The following is a 19,692-nucleotide window of genomic DNA, read 5'->3' as shown; positions in this document are numbered from 1 at the left end:
GCTCCCTAGACTGTGTCACCGTGAGCCCCGCAACCACACCCTCGACTGCCACCACGTCCGCCGATGCGACAGGCGCCGCGTCGGAGAAGCCGACACTGCTGCTCCTCGACGGCCATTCCCTCGCCTACCGGGCGTTCTTCGCGCTGCCGGCCGAGAACTTCAAGACGCAGAGCGGGCAGTCCACCAACGCGGTGTACGGGTTCACGTCGATGCTCATCAACCTGCTGCGCGATGAGCAGCCCACCCACGTCGCGGCCGCGTTCGACGTGTCCCGGCAGACGTTCCGCGCCGAGGCGTTCCCCGAGTACAAGGCCAACCGCTCCAAGACGCCCGACGAGTTCAAGGGGCAGGTCGAGATCGCCAAGGACGTGCTCGCGGCCATGGGTATCCCGGTCATGGCGATCGAGGGCTTCGAGGCCGACGACGTCATCGCCACCCTCACCACGCAGGCCACCGCGCTCGGCTACCGCGTCCTCGTCGTCACCGGCGACCGTGATGCGCTGCAACTCGTCACCGACGACGTCACCGTCCTCTACCCCCGCAAGGGTGTCTCGGACCTGACCCGGTTCACCCCGGAGGCCGTCGAGGAGAAGTACGGGCTCACCCCGCAGCAGTACCCCGACTATGCGGCGCTGCGCGGCGACCCGTCCGACAACCTGCCCGGTATCCCCGGCGTGGGGGAGAAGACCGCCGCCAAGTGGATCCGCGAATACGGGTCGCTCGAGAACCTCGTGACCGACATCGACAAGGTGCGTGGCAAGGTCGGGGACTCGTTGCGCGCCAACGTCAACAGCGTGCTGCTCAACCGGCACCTCACCGAGATGGTCCGCGACGTCGCGCTGCCCTACACCCCCGACCAGCTGGCGCTCGCGCCGTGGGACCGCGACCGCATCCACGCCCTGTTCGACGACCTCGAGTTCAAGGTGCTGCGCGACCGCCTGTTCGCGACGCTGAGTTCCGCCGAACCCGAGGCCGAGGAGGGCTTCGAGGTCCGCGGCCGTGCCCTGGCCCCCGGTGAGGTCGCCGCGTGGATCACCGAGCACGCGTCCACCGGGCAGCGGCACGGACTGTCCGTCGTCGGCACCGGAACCCCGTACGGCGGCGACGTCACCGCCGTCGCGATCGCCGCGTCCGACGGTGAGGGCGCCTACATCTCCACCACTGCCGCCACTCCCGAGGACGAGGCCGCGCTCGCGGCGTGGCTCACCGACGCGCAGCAGCCCAAGGCGCTACACGAGGTCAAGCGGGCCGTGCACGCGCTGCGTGGACGCGGGTGGACGCTCGCCGGCGTCACCAGCGACACCGCCCTCGCCGCGTACCTCGTGCGGCCCGGCCAGCGCAGCTTCAACCTCGACGACCTGTCGCTGCGCTACCTCAAGCGTGAACTGCGCGTGGAAGAGTCCGGGCAGCAACAGCTTTCGCTGCTGGACGACGAGGACACCGCCGACGCCGAAGCAGCCGAGAACGAGAACCTGCGGGCCCGTGCGGTCGTCGACCTCGCCGCAGCCCTCGACATCGAACTCGTCGGTATCGAGGCCGCCGGCCTGCTCGCCGACATGGAACTGCCGCTGCTCGATGTCCTCGCCGACCTCGAGGCCACCGGTATCGCCGTCGACACCGACCACCTGCACGACCTGCAGTCCACGTTCGCGGCCCGCGTCGCGGAGGCGGCGGAGTCGGCGTACGAGGTGATCGGCAAGCAGATCAACCTCGGCTCCCCGAAGCAGCTGCAGGTGGTGCTGTTCGACGAACTCGAGATGCCCAAGACCAAGAAGACCAAGACCGGCTACACCACCGACGCCGCCGCGCTCGAGTCACTGTTCGAGAAGACCCAGCACCCGTTCCTGGCGTACCTGCTCGAACACCGCGACGCGACACGGCTCAAGGTCACCGTCGACGGCCTGCTCAAGACCGTCGCCGACGACGGCCGCATCCACACCACGTTCAACCAGACCGTCGCCGCCACCGGCCGGCTGTCGTCCACCGAACCGAACCTGCAGAACATTCCGGTCCGCACCGACGCCGGACGGCAGATCCGCGACGGCTTCGTCGTCGGCGACGGCTACGAGACGCTGCTCACCGCCGACTACAGCCAGATCGAGATGCGCATCATGGCGCACCTGTCGCGGGACGAGGGCCTCATCGAGGCGTTCAACACCGGCGAGGACCTGCACAGTTTCGTCGGCTCCCGCGCCTTCGGGGTGCCGATCGAGGAGGTCACCCCGGAGCTGCGTCGCCGCGTCAAGGCCATGTCGTACGGACTCGCCTACGGGCTCAGCGCTTTCGGTCTCGCCGCGCAGCTCAAGATCTCCACCGAGGAGGCGCGCGAACAGATGGAGGCGTACTTCGCCCGCTTCGGCGGGGTCCGCGACTACCTCCACGAGGTCGTCGAGCAGGCCCGCAAGGTCGGCTACACCGAAACCCTGTTCGGACGCCGCCGCTACCTGCCCGACCTCAACAGCGACAACCGGCAGCGCCGCGAGGTCGCCGAACGGGCCGCCCTCAATGCCCCCATCCAGGGCACCGCCGCCGACATCATCAAGGTCGCCATGATCGACGTCCAGCAGGCTCTGCGCGACGCCGGCCTGGCATCCCGGATGCTGCTGCAGGTCCACGACGAACTCGTGCTCGAGGTCGCGTCCGGCGAACGCGAACGGGTCGAGCAGATCGTGCGGGACAAGATGGCGAACGCGATCGAACTGTCGGTGCCGCTCGAAGTGTCCGTCGGCACCGGACGCAGCTGGGACGCCGCCGCCCACTGATCGTGGGCGGGCGACGTCCCGGAAACTGTTGCGGCAGCGCGCCGGTCAGTTGGCCTGCTGCTCGGCGATCTGCTTGCGCACGTCGTCCATGTCGAGGGACTTGACCTGCGTGATCAGATCCTCGAGCGCGGCCGGCGGCAGGGCACCCGCCTGGTTGAACACGAGAATGCCGTCACGGAACGCCATGATCGTGGGAATCGAGCGGATCCCGGCGCCTGCCGCGAACTCCTGCTCGGCCTCGGTGTCGACCTTGGCGTGGACGACGTCGGTGTGCTTCTCCGACGACGCCTCGAACGTCGGCGCGAAGTTGCGGCACGGGCCGCACCACGACGCCCAGAAATCGACGAGCACGATGTCGTTGTCGGTGATGGTCTGCTGGAAGTTCTGCTGGGTCAGAGTCTGAGTGGCCACGAGGGTCCTTTCGGGAAATCGTCGAATGTTGCTCGGTGCAACAGCGGCGTGCCCGGAATTCTTCCGTACCCAGGCGCCCGACGTGACGCGGCTCGGAAGTTACGCTCCGAGGATGGACAGCGCGGTCGAACCGGTACTGGCCCACCTCGACCGTCACGATCCGGGCGGGATCGTCGGCGTCTACCTGTACGGGTCCGCGACCGTGACCGGGCTGCGGCCCGACAGCGACATCGATCTGCTGGTGCTGACTCGACGCTCCCTCGGCGTCCGGGAACGGGCAGCGCTCGTCGACACACTGCTCGCGGCCTCCGGGTGGCAGGGGCATGCCGCAACGTTCCCCGAGGCGGCAGCGCGCCGGCCCCTCGAACTGACGGTGCTCGTCGTCGGTGACACCCGGCCGTGGCAGGTCACACCGCGCCACGACTTCCAGTACGGCGAATGGCTCCGCGCCGACCTCGTCGCCGGCCGGATTCCGCAACCCGCCGACGACCCCGACGTGCCGATTCTGGTTGCCACCGCGCAGTCGTCGCACCGAGTGCTGCGCGGGGCCGAACTCGGAGACGTGCTGGCCCCCGTCGACCGCGACATCCTGCACGCCGCACTGCGGGCCGTCGTCCCCGACATCCTCGAGGAGATCGTGGGCGACGAACGCAACACCCTTCTCGTCCTCGCCCGCATCCTCGTCACCCTCGACAGCGGCCGGATCGTGTCGAAGGACGCCGCCGCCGACGCGATCGCGGCACTCTCGCCGCGCCGGACCGCGAACTGCTCGAACGTGCCCGTGACGGCTACCTCGGCATCCGCCCCGACGACTGGAGCGGGGTGACGGACCGGGTCACCGGGCTGGTGCACGCCCTGGCTGCTCGGGTGTCACCGCGATGAGCGGACGACCCGCCACTCCCGCTTGTGCTCCGAATCCCAGCGTCGTACCCCGTCCGAGAGGCCGGTGACGTCGCGGGCCGCGGCCCGGGTCACCGACACCGCGGCACCCAGCTCGGGGGCGGGGATCCGGCGGGCGAGGGTCACGTGCGGTGTCCACTCGCCGGGCACGATGTGCGCGGGCACCCCCGGGCAGTCGGCGATGATCTCGTAGACGATCCGCTGCAGGGTGAGCAGTTCGATCGTCGGCACCACGAGCCGCGCGAGAGTGAGGCGCCGACTCCCGAACACGACCACCCCACCGAGGCGGACCGGCAGCGGCGTCGACGGCAGGTCTCGGGCGAGCGCGTCCTCGACGGCGTCGGGGATCGCGGTCGCCACCCCCAGGGTGACGTGCGGACGATTCGACTCGGCCGCGATCACCCCCTGGCTCGGCAGGTGCGCGGCCGTGAGCCGACGCCACTCGGCCCGCACCGCGACGTCGAGTTCTTCGCTCAGCAGCAACTCCACGGACTGCACCATCATCGGTCATGATGGTCCGATGGAGGCCGCGAGTACAGCAGATTCCGGGAACCCGCGCATCGGTCTGCTCCGCGGCGACGGCATCGGACACGAGATCGTGCCCGCCACCCGCGACGTCGTCGACGCCGCTCTCGCCGCCGCCGGGGCACCGGACGTCGACTGGATCGAGCTGCCGATCGGCTTCGACGCCATCACCGCCCACGGCACCCCCACCCCGGAGAGCACGCTCGCCGCCCTCGCCGACCTCGACGCGTGGATCCTCGGCCCCCACGACAGCGCCGCCTACCCGGAACCGTTCGCGTCCCAGATCACCCCCGGCGGGGCGATCCGCAAACGCTTCGACCTGTACGCCAACATCCGGCCGGCCTGCGCCCTGCCCGGGGTGCGGGCCGTCTCCCCACACATGGACCTGGTGATCGTCCGGGAGAACACCGAGGGCTTCTACGCCGACCGCAACATGTTCGCCGGCGTCGGCGAGTTCATGCCCACCCCCGACATCGCGATGGCCGTCGGCGTCGTCACCCGCCCGGCCTGCGAACGCATCGCGCACACCGCGTTCGGGCTCGCGCTGCAGCGCCGCAAACGCGTCACGATCGTCCACAAGGCGAACGTGCTGTCCGCCACCACCGGGCTGTTCCGCGACGTGTGCCGGGAGGTCGGCCGCCGGTACCCGGACGTGACCCTCGACGACGAGCACGTCGACGCCATGGCCGCCCACCTCGTCCGCCGCGGCGACGAGTACGACGTCGTCGTCACCGAGAACATGTTCGGGGACATCCTCTCCGACCTGGCGGGGGAGCTGTCCGGGTCGCTCGGTACGGCGGCGTCGCTCAACGCGTCCGCCACGAAGGCGATGGCGCAGGCCGCGCACGGCGCCGCCCCCGACATCGCCGGCCGCAACCGGGCCAACCCCACCGCGCTGATCCTGTCCGCGGCCATGCTCCTCGACCGGCTCGCCACCGTCGGCCGAGACCACCGGCTCGCCGACGCCGCCGCCCGCATTCGTAGTGCCGTCGAACGGACCCTCGCGGCGGGTATCGCCACCGCCGACCTCGGTGGCCTCGCGTCGACGCACGCCTTCACCGAAACCGTCGTCGCCCGCGTCCACCGGCGCTGAGGGGGAATGCCCGTTTTGTCAATAGTTCGACGCAGTTCGTTCCCGGAGACATCGAGCCAGTAGTGTTCTTCGGGTTGTTCAGCGGTCGAGGAAGGGACGGGACACGCGATGTTCGCACGAGGCGCAAACCGCATCGCTGCCGCGCTCCTGACCGCTGCCGTCGCGTTCGGGGCCGCCGGATGCGTCGAGAACGACGAGGGTCTCGTCCCGGTGGTACCCCCGCTGGGGATCGAGCGCGTCGATGCGATCGCCGACCAGCTTCCCCCGCAGGTCGCGGCCTCCGGGCGGCTGCGGATCGGCACCAATCCGCCGTTCGCGCCCAACGAGTTCAAGGACGAGAACGGCACCATCGTCGGATACGACATCGATCTCATCAAGGCCGCCGGGGCCGTTCTGGGCCTCGAGGTGGACGTCAAGCAGACCGACTTCGACAAGATCATCCCGTCGGTGCAGGCCGGCACCCTCGACGTCGGCGTCTCCGGATTCACCGACACGCGTGAACGCGAGAAGGCCGTGGACTTCGTCACGTACTACAGCGCAGGCGTCCAGTGGGCGCAGCGCGCCGGCGACGACATCGACCCCGACGATGCGTGCGGGCTGCGGGTCGCCGTCCAGATCAGCACGTTCGAGGACCTCGAGGACGTTCCGGTCCGCAGCGAGGCCTGTGTCGCCGCCGGCAAGCCGCCGATCAAGAAGATCAAGTACGGAACGCAGGCCGACGCCGCCAATGCCCTGATCCTCGGTCGGGCCGACGCCCTGTCCGCCGACTCCCCGGTCACCGCGTACGCCATCAAACGCAGCAACGGACGTCTCGTCCCCGCCGGCGGCCTGTACGACGCGGCCCCCTACGGCTGGGTCGTCGCGAAAGGCTCCCCGCTCGCCCCCGCACTGCAGCAGGCGATGCAGTACCTCATCGACAGCGGCCGGTACCGCACGATCACCGAAGCGTGGGGCGTCGAGGCGGGCATGATCGACACGTCCGTCGTCAACGGCGCGACCAGCTAGAACACCAGAGAGGGAACAGTCATGCCAGCCAACGAGAGCCGGCCACCGAGCGTCGGGACGGCCTCCGAGCCGGAACCGATCACAGCGGTCCCGCTGCGGCATCCCGGCCGCTGGGTCGCCGCCGTCGTCGTGCTGGGGCTGTTCGGCCTGTTCGTCTACGGTGCCGCCACCAACCCGGAATTCCACTGGGACGTCTACCGGCAGTACCTGTTCGACGAACGGATCGTCTCCGGTGCCTGGAAGACGATCCAGCTCACCGTGATGTCGATGGTCATCGCGATCGTGCTCGGTGTACTGCTCGCCGTCATGCGGCTCTCCCCGAATCCGGTACTGCGGTCGGCGGCGTGGGTGTACCTGTGGGTGTTCCGCGGCACCCCCGTCTACGTGCAGTTGGTGCTGTGGGGCCTGTTCCCGGCCATCTACAAGTCGATCGACCTCGGTGTCCCGTTCGGGCCGCAGTTCGTGCACTTCGACATCCAGTCGCTCGAGGCCGCGTTCTTCTTCGCGATGATCGGCCTCGCACTCAACGAGGCCGCCTACATGGCCGAGATCGTGCGCGCCGGCATCGGATCGGTCAGCGAAGGCCAGTTCGAGGCGTCCACCGCACTCGGCATGTCGTGGACCCAGACCATGCGCCGCACCGTGCTGCCGCAGGCCATGCGGGTGATCGTCCCGCCCACCGGCAACGAACTCATCAGCCTGCTCAAGACCACCTCGCTCGTCGCAGCCGTCCCGTACTCGCTCGAACTGTACGGACGAGCCCAGGACATCTCCGGTGCCAACTTCTATCCGGTGCCGCTGCTGCTCGTCGCGTCCACCTGGTACCTGGTCATCACCAGCATCCTCATGGTCGGCCAGTACTACATCGAGAAGCACTACTCGAAAGGCGCGTCGCGCACCCTGACGGCAGCACAACTGCAGGGACTCGCCGACGCCCAGCGTCAGGACGAAGGAGGCGCCGCGTGACGACGACCCCCATGGTGCGCGCCGACCGCGTGTGCAAGAACTACGGCGCCCTCCAGGTGCTGCGCGGCATCACCCTCGACATCGAAGCCGGACAGGTGCTGTGCCTGATCGGCCCGTCCGGCTCCGGCAAGTCCACCTTCCTGCGGTGCATCAACCACCTCGAACGCGTCGACGCCGGACGTCTCTACGTCGACGGGGAACTCGTCGGCTACGCCGAACGCGGTGGCAAACTCCACGAACTCAGCCCCCGCGCCGCCGCCCGGCAGCGCCGCGACATCGGTATGGTGTTCCAGCACTTCAACCTGTTCCCGCACCGCACCGTCCTCGAGAACATCGTCGAGGCTCCGGTGCTGGTGAAGAAGGTGCCCCGCGACCGGGCCGTCGCCACCGCCCGCGACCTGCTCGACCGCGTCGGGCTCGCCGCGAAGGCCGACGCCTACCCCGTGCAACTGTCCGGCGGACAGCAGCAGCGTGTCGCGATCGCCCGCGCGCTGGCGATGGAACCGAAACTCATGCTGTTCGACGAGCCCACCTCCGCGCTCGACCCCGAACTCGTCGGCGAAGTCCTCGGCGTCATGAAGGACCTCGCCCGCGACGGCATGACCATGGTCGTCGTCACCCACGAGATGGGCTTCGCCCGCGAAGTCGCCGACAAGCTCGTGTTCATGGACGGCGGCGTCGTCGTCGAGGCGGGGGAGCCGCGGCAACTGCTGGCCGACCCACAGCACGAACGCACCCGCGCCTTCCTGTCCAAACTGCTCTGAGCCGGTCCCGGAACGGCGGGTGCCGGCCGGGTCAGGCCGGCTTGCGGGTCACGAAGATCGCGGTGCCCGGGAACAGCTGACCGCGCAGCGGGCTCCACTGGCCCCACTCCCGGTCCAGCCACTCCGGCCACTCGGGCTCGACGATGTCACGCACCTCGAGCCCGGCCGCGACGGCCTCACGGACCCGGTCGCCGATCGTGCGGTGATGCTCGACGTACGTGGGGACGCCGTCGGCGTCGACCTCGACGTACGGGGTGCGGTCGAAGTAGGGGATCGTCGCGGTCAGCCCGCCCGGGCCCGGATCGTCCGGGAAGATCCAGCGGATCGGGTGGTTCACCGCGAACACCCACAGCCCGCCCGGGCGCAGCACCCGCGCCACCTCCCGCATCACCAAGGAAGAATCCGCAACGAACGGAACCGCACCGAAAGCCGAACAAGCCAGGTCGAAGCTCGCGTCCGCGAAGGGCAGCGCTTCCGCGCCGGCCTGGACGAGGGGGACCCGCGACCCGCTCCGGTCCATGGCGTCGACACCCCTCGCCAGCATGCCCATCGAAATGTCCAGGCCCACGACGTGCGCGCCCTGCCCGGCCAGCCAGCGCGCGCACGGCGCCGACCCGCAGCCCACCTCGAGGATCCGCTTGCCGGCGACGTCGCCGAGCAGCTGCATGTCGCCCTCGTGCAGGCCCTCCGGGCACCACACGAACTCGCCGGCGTCCGAGTCGACACCCAGGAACTCGCCGTGCGTGCGGTGGTAGTCGTCGGCGTCGGCGTCCCACCAGGCGCGGCTGGCGCGTTCGCTCGCTGCGGTGCCGATCCGGGTGCGACTCACCCCGCTCGTCCCGAGGATGGAGTTGGCGATGGCGTGACGATCGTCGGACATGGTGGTCAAGCCTAGAGGGTGATCCGGGTGCTCCTCGCCCGGGTTTGCCCAGCTAACTCGAGGTCGCGTAGGCTGTTGCTCGCGAGTGTCTTCGACGCATTTTCTCGCCGGTTGGTTTTCCGGTGATCTTGTGCAGGCAAGCCTCGTGGTGGTCCGTAGAACGGGCGATTTCGGCCTCGAGTCATCGAGCACGAGTCGTGATCGGATGCCTTTCGGTCCGCCTGTCTGACAGAACATCATCAACCGACTTACAACCCGTCCGGAGCAACTCAACACATGCCCTCCAACACTGTGACCTCGCCGCAGGTAGCCGTCAACGACATCGGCTCCGCCGAGGACTTCCTCGCCGCCATCGACGCCACGATCAAGTACTTCAACGATGGCGACATCGTCGAAGGCACCATCGTCAAGGTCGATCGTGACGAGGTCCTTCTCGACATCGGTTACAAGACCGAAGGCGTCATCCCTTCCCGTGAGCTCTCCATCAAGCACGACGTCGACCCCAACGAGGTCGTCTCCGTGGGCGATGAGGTCGAAGCCCTGGTCCTCACCAAGGAGGACAAGGAAGGCCGTCTGATCCTGTCGAAGAAGCGCGCGCAGTACGAGCGTGCGTGGGGCACCATCGAGGAGCTCAAGGAGAAGGACGAGGCCGTCAAGGGCACCGTCATCGAGGTCGTCAAGGGTGGCCTCATCCTCGACATCGGCCTGCGTGGCTTCCTGCCTGCGTCGCTCGTCGAGATGCGTCGTGTCCGCGACCTCCAGCCGTACGTCGGCAAGGAGATCGAGGCCAAGATCATCGAACTCGACAAGAACCGCAACAACGTGGTCCTGTCGCGTCGCGCATGGCTCGAGCAGACCCAGTCCGAGGTCCGCAGCGAGTTCCTGCACCAGCTGCAGAAGGGCCAGGTCCGCAAGGGCGTCGTGTCCTCGATCGTCAACTTCGGTGCGTTCGTCGATCTCGGCGGCGTCGACGGTCTGGTCCACGTCTCCGAGCTGTCCTGGAAGCACATCGACCACCCGTCCGAGGTCGTCGAGGTCGGCAACGAGGTCACCGTCGAGGTTCTCGACGTCGACCTGGACCGCGAGCGTGTCTCCCTGTCGCTGAAGGCGACGCAGGAGGACCCGTGGCGTCAGTTCGCCCGCACCCACGCGATCGGCCAGATCGTTCCGGGCAAGGTCACCAAGCTGGTTCCGTTCGGCGCGTTCGTCCGCGTCGAGGAGGGCATCGAGGGCCTGGTGCACATCTCCGAGCTGGCCGAGCGCCACGTGGAGGTCCCGGACCAGGTTGTCGCCGTCGGCGACGACGCGCTCGTCAAGGTCATCGACATCGACCTGGAGCGTCGCCGCATCTCGCTGTCGCTGAAGCAGGCCAACGAGGACTACAACGCCGAGTTCGATCCGTCGAAGTACGGCATGGCCGACAGCTACGACGAGCAGGGCAACTACATCTTCCCCGAGGGCTTCGATCCCGAGACCAACGAATGGCTCGAGGGCTTCGACAAGCAGCGTGAGGAGTGGGAGTCCCGCTACGCGGAGGCCGAGCGTCGCCACAAGATGCACACCGCCCAGATGGAGAAGATGGCTGCCGACGAGGCTGCCGAGGCGGCGGCCGGTGCGGCCGGCACCAACTACTCCTCGGAGTCGGGCTCGGACGAGGGCGTTGTGTCCTCGGAGTCCGCGGGTGGCTCGCTCGCCAGCGACGCCCAGCTCGCCGCTCTGCGCGAGAAGCTGTCGGGCGGCGCCTGACAGTAACGGCCTGAACATTCAGGTCTGATCCACCGAAAGACCCCGGTCCTCGTGCCCAGAGGACCGGGGTCTTTCGCATGTCCGGCCTACCTTGCCCACCGACTGCTTGCCGGCCTACCTGCCCACCTGTCTGCCCGCGTTTTGCGCACTTGACGCGACAATCCGGGGCGGGAATTCGCGTCAAGTGCGCAAAACGCGGGGAAGCCGAGGCCGTACCGGAGAACGACTGTGGCCCCGATCCCGGCGGGGGATCGGGGCCACAGGCCTCGGGCGTGGTGATTCAGTTCGCGGCGGCGGGCACCCATCGGGTCGGCATGGCTGCCGTCTGCTTGCGAATGCTCGCCAAGCTGTGACGGGCGGGCGTCAGCACACTGGTGAACCAGTTGCGCCGATGCTCCGCGAGCGCCGACGCGACCTCCGGGATGAGGATCGCGTGGACGCCGTGCTCCATGCCGAGTCGGTGCCGACCGGGACGCGTGGAAGTGCTGCGCATGAGCGGCTCCTACTCGATTCGCGAATCGGCTGGTCGGACGGCTGGATGCAAGGTTATCCGAACCGGTCACCGAAACGTGCATTTCGCCGCTTGATGATCTTCGGCGTGTTCGGTGAGAGACTGGTCGGCGTGTTGAAAGTGGGCCTCACGGGAGGCATCGGAGCCGGAAAATCGACCGTGTCGCGTGTTCTCGCGGATCTGGGGGCGGTCATCGTGGACGCGGACGTGATCGCCCGCGAGGTCGTCGAACCGGGTACCCCGGGACTGGCGGCGCTCGTCGACGCGTTCGGGGACGGCGTCCTGCACCCGGACGGCACACTGAACCGGCCCGCGCTCGCCGCGGCGGCGTTCGCGTCCGACGAGTCCCGGCTGCTGCTCAACTCGATCCTGCATCCCCTGATCGGGCAGCGCACCCTGGAACTCGTCGACGGCGCACCGGCCGACGCGATCGTCGTGCAGGACATTCCGCTGCTCGTCGAGGGCCGGATGGGGCCCGCCTTCAACCTGGTGATCGTCGTGTACGTCGAGGAGGCCGAACGGTTGCGTCGGCTCGTCGAACTGCGGGGGATGCCGGAGACGGATGCGCGGGCCCGGATCGCGGCGCAGGCCACCGACGAGCAGCGTCGTGCCGCCGCGGACGTCTGGCTCGACAACAACGGCACCCCTGACGAACTCGAGGCCCAGGTGCGGGCGCTGGTCGCGGACCGACTGCTGCCGTTCGACCGGAATCTGCGGGACGGCGTCGTCGTGCCCGGACCACCGATCCTGCGCCCCGCGGACCCGGCCTGGGCGGCGCAGGGCCGGCGGCTCGTCGACCGCCTGCGTGCGGTGTGTGGAGAGCAGGCGCTCCGTGTCGACCACGTCGGTTCGACGGCGGTACCGGGTCTCGACGCCCGCGACATCGTCGACGTCCAGATCACCGTCGCCGACCTGGACACGGCGGACGCACTGAGCGGACCGCTGACCGCGGCCGGATTCCCCCTGATCCCCGGTGAGACGTTCGACCTGCCGAAACCGGAGTACGGGGCGGGTGGGGAAACGGATCCGGCGTTGTGGGCCAAACGCGCCCACGGGGGCGCCGACCCGGGCCGTCCCGTCCACATCGACCTGCGGGTCGACGGCAACCCCGGGCAGCGGTTCGCACTGCTGCTGCGGGACTGGCTGCGCGCCGACGACGTCGTCCGGGCGGAGTTCCTCGACGTCAAGCAGCGTGCCGGGGCGGAGGCGGCGGCCGTGGCCCACGACACCGCGGCCTCCGCGCAGGCGTACACCGACACGACAGCACCCTGGTTCGACCGCGGCTACCGGCGCGCGTGGGAGTGGGCGGAGGCGACCGGATGGTCCCCGGGGGAGTGAGCGCGGTCAGCGCCAGGTGACCGGCATGCCCTGCGACGTCAGCCACGCGTCCAGGTCGTGGCCGTGCGCGGCGATGCCGTCGACCGCCGCCACCGCCCGCTGCACCGCGCGTTCGGCGGCCCCCGGCGACAGGTAGCCGTGGGCCGTGGCGGCGATCAGTTCGCCGACGTCGAGCAGTTCGGTGTCGCGGCCGGTGCGGACCACCAGATCCAGATAGTGGTCCTCGGACCGCCACACGTCCGGACCTCGGGTGAAGTCGCCGATGTCGACGTAGTGGTTCTGGTCGCGCGCGTGATACGGGTGGTAGTGGAAGATCGACGCCCGGATGCCGAGATCGGGCAGGATCCACGACTCGAGGTAGTGGAAGGAAGGGTGGTCGGCGGTGCGGGCCATGTACAGCCCCCACGCCTCGAGCCGGTAGTGCTCGACGGGGCGGACGAACCCCTTGGGGTCGGTGTTGGTGCGTTCGGTGATGTTGAACGATTCCACCTTGGGGCGGTGCGCTGCGACCAGCTCGACAGTTTCCATACCGTCAGAAGGTACAACCGAACGATCGACCGGGCAGCGGTGTCGGGCCCGGAACATCGGCAGCGTTATCGGAACTTGTCGGTACCGGCGCCTACGCTGGTCGCATGGCGTTCGCATCCGAGCACCCCGTGGTGGCACATTCCGAGTTCCGGCCGGTCGGCGAGATCGAGCGATCCGACAGCCGGTTCCAGGTCGTCAGCGAGTACGAGCCGGCGGGAGACCAGCCGGCCGCCATCGACGAACTCGAGCGGAGGCTGCGGGCGGGGGAGAAGGACGTGGTCCTGCTCGGCGCCACCGGCACCGGCAAGTCCGCGACCACGGCGTGGCTCATCGAACGCGTGCAGCGACCGACGCTCGTGATGGCACCCAACAAGACACTGGCCGCGCAGCTCGCCAACGAACTGCGGGAGATGCTGCCGCACAACGCCGTCGAATACTTCGTGTCGTACTACGACTACTACCAGCCCGAGGCGTACATCGCGCAGACCGACACCTACATCGAGAAGGACTCGTCGATCAACGACGACGTCGAACGGCTGCGGCATTCGGCGACGTCGAGTCTGCTGTCCCGGCGCGACGTCGTCGTGGTGGCGTCGGTGTCGTGCATCTACGGTCTCGGCACCCCGCAGTCGTATCTGGATCGGTCGATCCAGCTCGAGGTGGGTGTCGAGGTCGACCGCGACGCACTGCTGCGGCTGTTGGTGGACGTGCAGTACGACCGCAACGACATGGCGTTCACCCGCGGCTCGTTCCGGGTCCGTGGCGACACCGTCGAGATCATCCCGTCGTACGAGGAACTCGCGGTGCGGATCGAGTTCTTCGGTGACGAGGTGGAGGCGCTGTACTACCTGCACCCGCTCACCGGGGACGTGGTCCGCCAGGTCGACACCGTGCGTATCTTCCCGGCCACCCATTACGTCGCGGGCCCGGAACGCATGGAGCGGGCCGTCAAGGACATCGAGGCCGAACTCGAGGAGCGGCTCGCAGACCTGGAGAACCGCGGCAAACTGCTCGAGGCCCAGCGGTTGCGGATGCGCACCCAGTACGACCTGGAGATGATCAAGCAGGTCGGATTCTGCTCCGGTATCGAGAACTATTCGCGGCACATCGACGGACGCCCGGCCGGGTCCGCGCCGGCCACACTCATCGACTACTTCCCCGAGGATTTCCTGCTCGTCATCGACGAGTCGCACGTGACGGTCCCGCAGATCGGTGCGATGTACGAGGGCGACATGTCCCGTAAACGCAATCTCGTCGAGTTCGGGTTCCGGTTGCCGTCGGCCACCGACAACCGGCCGCTCACGTGGGAGGAGTTCACGGGCCGGATCGGGCAGACCGTGTACCTGTCCGCCACCCCCGGCGACTACGAGATGGGGCAGGCCGGAGGCGAATTCGTCGAACAGGTCATCCGGCCCACCGGTCTCGTCGACCCCGAGGTGATCGTCAAGCCGACCAAGGGACAGATCGACGACCTGATCCACGAGATCCGGCAGCGCACCGAACGCGACGAGCGGATCCTCGTCACGACGCTGACGAAGAAGATGGCCGAGGACCTCACCGACTATCTGCTCGAACTCGGCATCCGGGTGCGGTATCTGCACTCGGACATCGACACCCTGCGCCGCGTCGAACTGCTGCGGCAGCTGCGGCTCGGCGAATACGACGTGCTCGTCGGCATCAACCTGCTCCGCGAGGGCCTGGACCTGCCGGAGGTGTCGCTCGTCGCGATCCTCGACGCCGACAAGGAAGGGTTCCTGCGCAGCACCCGCAGCCTCATCCAGACCATCGGCCGTGCCGCCCGCAATGTGTCCGGCCAGGTCCACATGTACGCCGACAAGATCACCGATTCGATGGCCCGCGCCATCGAGGAGACCGAACGCCGCCGCGAGAAGCAGATCGCCTACAACCTCGAGAAGGGCGTCGATCCGCAGCCGCTGCGCAAGAAGATCGCCGACATCCTCGACCAGGTGTACGAGGAGGCCGAGGACACCGTGGAGGTGGGCGGGTCCGGTCGCAACGCGAGCCGTGGGCGGCGCGCGCAGGGCGAGGCCGGGCGCGCGGTCAGCGCCGGCGTCTACGAGGGCCGTGACGTCAAGGCGATGCCGCGCGCCGAGCTGGCCGATCTCATCTCCTCGCTCACCGACCAGATGATGAACGCCGCCCGCGATCTGCAGTTCGAGCTGGCGGGCCGGCTGCGCGACGAGATCGCCGACCTGAAGAAGGAATTGCGCGGCATGGACGCGGCCGGGTTGCAGTGACCCCGGCGGGAACCGGCTACCGTCGTCGCTCATGGACGCACAACTTGCCGGACGTACCGCCCGTGCCCACGAACTGCTGCACTCGCTCTGCTACTTCGCCCCCGAGGTGGAGGCCGAATTCGTCGGTGCCGGCCTGGAATCGGGGCGGATGCCGTACTTCGCGGGCCGAGCCGCACCGATGGGTGCCGTCGCGGGCAGCGTCGTCACCGCTGCCTTCTACAACTTCGCTCCGGCCCTGATCGCGGACGTCGTCCCCCGCGCGTGGACGCTCGCCGCCCCCGGAGACATCGTCGCCGCCCGCTACCGGGGCGTGGACGCCGCCTACCGGACACTGCTCGGCGCTGCGGTGGCATCCCCCGAGATGGCGGAGGCCGCGCAGCTGGCCGCGATTGCGGCGCAAGCGATTCCCGGGGTGGACGGGCGTCCGCTGTATGCCGGGTACGCCGAGCTGGACTGGCCCGAGGAGCCGCACCTGGTGCTGTGGCACGCCCTCACCCTGCTGCGCGAGTACCGCGGCGACGGGCACGTCGCGGCCCTGCAGACCGCGGGACTGAGCGGTCTCGAGGCGTTGATCACACACACCGCTGCCGGGATCGGATTCCGGAAGTCGTTCGCGCAGAGCCGCCGCGGCTGGTCCGCTACCGAATGGGACGCTGCCGCCGCGGGGTTGCGGGACCGCGAGATCCTCGACGAGCGAGGCGAACTCACCGCCGACGGACGAGAGTTGCGCGAGGTCGTCGAGGATCTCACCGACGACCTGGCTGCGGCGCCGTGGACCGAGCTGGGCGAGGACGGGGCCGCGCGACTGTCCGAGCTGACCGCGCCGTGGCGGGCAACGGTGCGGGCGTCCGGGTTGTTCCCGGACTCGTTGTTCGGGCCGAGGTACGGCGAATCACGCTGATGCAGCGCATCGAAGCGCCGTCCTCGTGGTGAAATGGTGGCAATGGGGCCTCTTCTCCACGTTGGCCACCGACCGGATCGAACCGTACCCATGGAGGAATGAATGAGCGCCTACCGGACCGTCGTCGTCGGAACGGATGGATCGGACTCGTCGTACCGTGCCGTCGACAAGGCGGCGGCCATCGCCGCTGACGCCGGCGCCAAGCTCGTGCTCGCCTGCGCCTACTACCCGGCGGACCCCAAGGACACCGAGGCCGCGCAGGACACGCTCGGCGCCGACGCCTACCAGGTGACGGGGTCGGCCCCGACGTACGAGATCCTGCGCACCGCACGGGAGCGGGCCACCGCCGTCGGCGCGACGAGCATCGTCGAACGGGCGATCGTCGGTGCCCCCGTCGATTCGCTGCTCGAACTCGTCGACGAGGTCGAGGCAGACCTGCTGGTCGTCGGCAATCGTGGCCTCAACACGCTCACCGGTCGGCTGCTCGGCTCGGTGCCGTCGGATGCGGCCCGCAAGTCCCGCTGCGACGTGCTGATCGTGCACACCGTCCGCTGACCCGGCGCGGGCCGGCCGGGATCAGTTCCCGGCCGGCACCGCGGCCGCCACCCCGTCGAGCACCGGCGGCAGCGGACGGGCGTGGACGATCCCGAGCCGCTGCGTGGCCCGCGTCAACGCCACGTACAGGTCGTTCGTACCGCGCGGCGACTCGTCCAGCAGATCCTGTGGTTCGACGATGATCACCGAGTCGAACTCGAGTCCCTTCGCGTCTTTGACGGTGAGCACGCTCACCGATTCCGACCGCAGGTCCGCCAGCTGCGCGACCAGATCGTGCCCGGCGAGGACCGCGGTCAGGCCGGGTCCGGTCTCGGCGGCGACCCGGCGACGCACCTCGTCGAGCACGTCGGCGGCGTCCACCTGCTGCGCCCACGGCGCGAACCCGGATTCGCGTACCGACCGCGGCACCGTCTGCGCGGGATCGATTTCGGCGAGCACCCGGTGCGCGAGTTCCATGATCTCCGCCGGGGTGCGGTAGTTGACGGTCAGTTCGGTGAGTTTCCAGCGCTGCGCCACGTACGGTTCGAGCGCGTCCTGCCACGACGAGCTGCCCGCGGGATCCCCGGTCTGGGCGGTGTCGCCGACGAGGGTCATCCACCGGTTGGGGATGCGCCGCATCAGCATCCGCCACGCCATCTCCGACAGTTCCTGCGCCTCGTCGACGATGACGTGCCCGTACGTCCAGGTGCGGTCCGCGGCGGCCCGCTCGGCGGTGGTGCCGTGACGGCTCATCTCGTGCCGCTCCGCGAGCTGGCTCGCGTCGATGAGGTCGTACGCCATGAGGATCTCGGGGTCGAGGTCGTCCTCGAGGTCCTGGGGTGCCGAGCCGGTGAGGATATCGAGTGCGCCCTGCGCGTCGGCGATCTGCTGCCGCCACCGCCGCTGTGCGCGTTCACGTTCCGCGGCGTCGTCGACGCCGAGCAGTTCGGCGAGCTCGTCGAGCAGCGGCGCGTCGGCAGCACTGAACCCCACCCCGCGGGTACGCAGCAACGCGGCCCGCTCGCCGGCGGTGAGACCGGGGGCCGCGGACGCGAGCCGGTCGGGGGAGCGCAGCAGATCGGTGAGCACCTGCTGCGGTGTCAGGTGCGGCCACAGCCCGTCGAGGGCCGCCATGATCGCCGGGTCCTCACGCATCTCGTCGCGCATGTCGGCGATGTCGTCGCGGCTGAGCAGGTTGTCGCCGTCGACGACGTTCGCGCCCAGGGTGGCCGCCAACTGGTCGGCGAGGGCCTCGATCGCGGCGGACACGAAGATCGGACGTGCCAGGTTGTGCGGCCGCCGCGACGACCGGGCCCGGCCGCGGGCCCGCGTGACGATCTTGCGGTCCAACCTGATCGGATAGCTGTCGAAGCGCAGTTCGATCGGCGACGACGGCACCTCCTGCCGGTCCCGCACCGCCTTCTTCAGAACGTCGATCATCGTGAGCGAGCCCTTGAGCTCGCCCGCGGCGAGCGAATCCTCGCGGGTGGCCCGCACCCCCGGATACAGGTCGCCGATCGTGGACAGCAACACCCCGGTCTCGCCGAGCGACGGCAGCACCTGGCCGATGTAGTCGAGGAACGTCTCGTTCGGCCCGATGATGAGGACGCCGGCCTTCTCCAGCTGCTTCCGGTACGTGTACAGCAGGTACGCGGCGCGGTGCAACGCCACCGCGGTCTTCCCGGTGCCCGGACCACCCTGCACGACCAGGACACTCTTGTGGTTCGAGCGGATGATCGCATCCTGCTCGCTCTGGATGGTCTCGACGATGTCGTGCATCTGCCCGGTGCGGGCCGCGTTGAGGGCGTCGAGCAGCGCGCTCTCCCCGGCGACTCCGCCGGAGGCGGCCGCGTGGCCGTGTGCATCGACGGCAGCCAGATCGAGGTACTCGTCGTTGAGGGCGGTGACGGTGCGGCTGCGGGTACGGATGTGCCGGCGCCGGGTCACCCCGTCCGGGGTGGCCGGGGTGGCCAGATAGAACGGCCGGGCCAGCGGGGCTCGCCAGTCCAGCAGCAGCGTCTCGTAGTCGTTCTCCTCGTCGAGGATGCCGATGCGCCCGACGTAGCGGGGTGCGTCGTCGCCGGTGACATCGATCCGGCCGAAGCACAGCCCGTTCTCGGCGGCGTCGTAGCGGGTCAGGTCCTCGCTGTACATCTGCGTGAACGACTCGCGTTCGCTGCGCGCCTGCGGGGTGCCACCGGTCTGCAACAGCACCTGGGACAGCCGGTTCTGGGTGTAGGAACGCAAACCGTCGAGACGCTCGTAGAGCGTCGAAACATATCCCTGCTCGTGCTCGAGATCGGGATGCACGCGGGCCTCGTCGGGCAACAGGACTCCTCGGTCGATAGCGGCGGAAAAGCGCCCGAGCAGTCTAGTGCGCTTCCGAGGCGCCGTGCAGACACGCAGGTCCGGGCCGTGATTGACCGGTGGCCGAGTCGGGTACCCGGTCCGGGACCGTCACCACGATCGGAAGGAGCCACCATGACGTCGACGAGCATGCAGCCGATGAGTGCGCCGGGACCCGACGCCACCCCGTTCCGGACCGTCGACCCGTACACCGGGCGAATACC

17 protein-coding genes are annotated in these 19,692 nt (G+C 69.0%); 11 read left to right on the top strand and 6 right to left on the bottom strand.

The genetic code is table 11. From position 1 onward, the window contains the following. Positions 1-20 precede the first annotated feature (20 nt). Positions 21-2,762: a DNA polymerase I gene (gene polA, locus Q5696_RS11860; protein ID WP_305091555.1), complete on the top strand. Its 2,742-nt coding sequence runs from the start codon at positions 21-23 to the stop codon at positions 2,760-2,762. A 45-nt stretch (positions 2,763-2,807) separates the two neighbouring features. Here polA and trxA read toward each other — a convergent pair whose 3' ends face one another. Beyond that, a complete protein-coding gene (gene trxA, locus Q5696_RS11855) occupies positions 2,808-3,173 on the bottom strand; it encodes a thioredoxin (RefSeq protein WP_305091554.1) in 366 nt (121 codons plus the stop codon). Between the two features lie 112 nt (positions 3,174-3,285). On the opposite strand from trxA, the gene Q5696_RS11850 reads away from it, so the two are divergent. Then, the gene (locus tag Q5696_RS11850) at positions 3,286-3,999 is read left to right on the top strand and encodes an aminoglycoside adenylyltransferase domain-containing protein (RefSeq protein ID WP_305091553.1); all 714 of its coding nucleotides are present in this window, start codon (positions 3,286-3,288) and stop codon (positions 3,997-3,999) included. A gap of 44 nt (positions 4,000-4,043) precedes the next feature. Here Q5696_RS11850 and Q5696_RS11845 read toward each other — a convergent pair whose 3' ends face one another. Next, a complete protein-coding gene (locus Q5696_RS11845) occupies positions 4,044-4,574 on the bottom strand; it encodes a 2'-5' RNA ligase family protein (protein WP_305095257.1) in 531 nt (176 codons plus the stop codon). 19 nt (positions 4,575-4,593) lie between these two features. On the opposite strand from Q5696_RS11845, the gene Q5696_RS11840 reads away from it, so the two are divergent. From Q5696_RS11840 to Q5696_RS11825, 4 genes are all read left to right on the top strand, one after another. Next, positions 4,594-5,691, top strand: coding sequence for an isocitrate/isopropylmalate dehydrogenase family protein (locus Q5696_RS11840; RefSeq protein WP_305091552.1), 1,098 nt, complete (start codon positions 4,594-4,596; stop codon positions 5,689-5,691). 108 nt (positions 5,692-5,799) lie between these two features. Beyond that, on the top strand, positions 5,800-6,696 hold the full coding sequence (locus Q5696_RS11835) for an ABC transporter substrate-binding protein (protein WP_305091551.1): 897 nt from the start codon (positions 5,800-5,802) through the stop codon (positions 6,694-6,696). A gap of 21 nt (positions 6,697-6,717) precedes the next feature. Next, positions 6,718-7,662 carry an amino acid ABC transporter permease gene (locus Q5696_RS11830; RefSeq protein WP_305091550.1) on the top strand — a complete coding sequence of 315 codons (945 nt, stop codon included), beginning with the start codon at positions 6,718-6,720 and terminating at the stop codon, positions 7,660-7,662. 11 nt (positions 7,663-7,673) lie between these two features. Beyond that, positions 7,674-8,426 carry an amino acid ABC transporter ATP-binding protein gene (locus Q5696_RS11825; protein ID WP_305095256.1) on the top strand — a complete coding sequence of 251 codons (753 nt, stop codon included), beginning with the start codon at positions 7,674-7,676 and terminating at the stop codon, positions 8,424-8,426. 31 nt (positions 8,427-8,457) lie between these two features. Here Q5696_RS11825 and Q5696_RS11820 read toward each other — a convergent pair whose 3' ends face one another. After that, complete coding sequence (locus Q5696_RS11820; RefSeq protein ID WP_305091549.1) at positions 8,458-9,306, bottom strand: class I SAM-dependent methyltransferase; 849 nt, start codon at positions 9,304-9,306, stop codon at positions 8,458-8,460. A gap of 276 nt (positions 9,307-9,582) precedes the next feature. On the opposite strand from Q5696_RS11820, the gene rpsA reads away from it, so the two are divergent. Continuing rightward, positions 9,583-11,052: a 30S ribosomal protein S1 gene (gene rpsA / locus Q5696_RS11815; protein ID WP_305091548.1), complete on the top strand. Its 1,470-nt coding sequence runs from the start codon at positions 9,583-9,585 to the stop codon at positions 11,050-11,052. Between the two features lie 280 nt (positions 11,053-11,332). On the opposite strand, the gene Q5696_RS11810 is transcribed toward rpsA, so the two are convergent. Beyond that, positions 11,333-11,545, bottom strand: a complete 213-nt coding sequence (locus Q5696_RS11810; protein ID WP_305091547.1) for a hypothetical protein — start codon at positions 11,543-11,545, stop codon at positions 11,333-11,335. Between the two features lie 129 nt (positions 11,546-11,674). On the opposite strand from Q5696_RS11810, the gene coaE reads away from it, so the two are divergent. Further along, positions 11,675-12,901, top strand: coding sequence for a dephospho-CoA kinase (coaE, locus tag Q5696_RS11805; RefSeq protein ID WP_305095255.1), 1,227 nt, complete (start codon positions 11,675-11,677; stop codon positions 12,899-12,901). Positions 12,902-12,907: 6 nt separating this feature from the next. Here the strand turns inward: coaE and Q5696_RS11800 are convergent, their stop codons facing one another. Further along, positions 12,908-13,429: a ribonuclease FAU-1 family protein gene (locus tag Q5696_RS11800; RefSeq protein WP_305091546.1), complete on the bottom strand. Its 522-nt coding sequence runs from the start codon at positions 13,427-13,429 to the stop codon at positions 12,908-12,910. 104 nt (positions 13,430-13,533) lie between these two features. Between Q5696_RS11800 and uvrB the strand changes: the two genes are divergently transcribed. From uvrB to Q5696_RS11785, 3 genes are all read left to right on the top strand, one after another. Continuing rightward, positions 13,534-15,687: an excinuclease ABC subunit UvrB gene (uvrB, locus tag Q5696_RS11795; RefSeq protein WP_305091545.1), complete on the top strand. Its 2,154-nt coding sequence runs from the start codon at positions 13,534-13,536 to the stop codon at positions 15,685-15,687. A gap of 31 nt (positions 15,688-15,718) precedes the next feature. Continuing rightward, positions 15,719-16,588 carry an SCO6745 family protein gene (locus Q5696_RS11790; RefSeq protein WP_305091544.1) on the top strand — a complete coding sequence of 290 codons (870 nt, stop codon included), beginning with the start codon at positions 15,719-15,721 and terminating at the stop codon, positions 16,586-16,588. A 102-nt stretch (positions 16,589-16,690) separates the two neighbouring features. Beyond that, positions 16,691-17,143 (top strand): universal stress protein, encoded by a 453-nt coding sequence (locus Q5696_RS11785; protein WP_305091543.1) that lies wholly within the window; start codon positions 16,691-16,693, stop codon positions 17,141-17,143. Between the two features lie 21 nt (positions 17,144-17,164). On the opposite strand, the gene Q5696_RS11780 is transcribed toward Q5696_RS11785, so the two are convergent. Further along, positions 17,165-19,450: a HelD family protein gene (locus Q5696_RS11780; protein WP_305091542.1), complete on the bottom strand. Its 2,286-nt coding sequence runs from the start codon at positions 19,448-19,450 to the stop codon at positions 17,165-17,167. Between the last annotated feature and the right edge of the window lie 242 nt (positions 19,451-19,692).

Origin of the sequence: Prescottella sp. R16 (assembly GCF_030656875.1) — a bacterium.
GTDB lineage: Bacteria > Actinomycetota > Actinomycetes > Mycobacteriales > Mycobacteriaceae > Prescottella.
The sequence above is the reverse complement of the archived record's forward strand: the minus strand, read 5'-3'. Positions and strand labels throughout refer to the sequence as shown.